The organism is Kaistia defluvii, assembly GCF_026343955.1.
Lineage (GTDB): Bacteria > Pseudomonadota > Alphaproteobacteria > Rhizobiales > Kaistiaceae > Kaistia > Kaistia defluvii.
Genome location: NZ_JAPKNI010000021.1, coordinates 1 through 926, shown reverse-complemented (window position 1 = coordinate 926; position 926 = coordinate 1). Strand labels below are relative to the sequence as shown.

Annotated in this window: 1 protein-coding gene; it reads right to left on the bottom strand. The window is 65.4% G+C overall.

Translation table 11 applies throughout. The features are described 5' to 3' along the window. A partial coding sequence (locus OSH10_RS22890; RefSeq protein WP_266335080.1) for a hypothetical protein occupies positions 1-257 on the bottom strand: 257 nt, incomplete at its 3' end. Between the last annotated feature and the right edge of the window lie 669 nt (positions 258-926).

The window sequence follows — 926 nt, the reverse complement described above, 5'->3', positions numbered from 1 at the left end:
CTATTCTCAAAATGGTTCCCCGGGAGGCTGGGGACAAGGGTGCATAACTCGCTTTTTGTCGCCCGCATCGCCGCAGGATCCTGCGGAATTTTGAAGCTGCGGCAAAATTCGAAAATCTCCAAAATTCCGATGCCAGGCGTTGGGTCGGGCGCCGGCAGTCCGCCGATCGGTGCCGGCATCGGCGTCATTTCCTGCAAAAGCCGCCGGTAGGGATGCAGATCGGCGCCGCCAGCTCGATCCTGGCGACGCTTCGACATTCCAAGGCCCCCGAACGGGCGAATCGCTGCGAACCGCTTGGTTGGGCCGACTCGAATCCATCCGGCCGGTCTCCCCGCGCAGGCTTGGCGGCCCACGCCGGAATGGCCAAGTGGATCTGCCAGCTTCAAAAGTCGGGCATCGCATCGTTTTGGGCCGGAGAGATCGGGGCCACGACGTTACGGAGATCGGCCGCTCAAGTCGGCGCCGCTTCGCAGCCTCGGAAGCGCGCAAGGAAGAATGCCCCTCCCCTGCCGAGGGCCCACGCCGGGACGAGTCGATGACGGATCGCGTCAGTCCGGTGACTAGCGCCGGGGTACGGGCCGGGTCATTCGATTGCCAAGAAAGCGGGGTCGATCAATCCGGAGATTTTGGCGGAGGCGGGGCTCGAACGCACCACTCTCGCCGGATGGGCGGCTGTCTTCCACCTGCAGATCGGACGACCGCTCTGGTCTTCTCGATCGAGGACTGCGCTGGCGCACCGGATTGGCCGCGGTTTGGCGCTGGCGCTTATGCCGCACGGTTTGTCCGGCGAGGCGGTTTGGGGCTTTGGGCTCGAGGTGGCTTGGCCGCCGCGTCGGCACCGCGAATGTTTTTCGCTCGCGGTTCTGCCGCTCGGCCGCCGCGGTGCCGGAACTGTGTTTCCGGAGAGGGGCTCTGGCGCCTGGGCC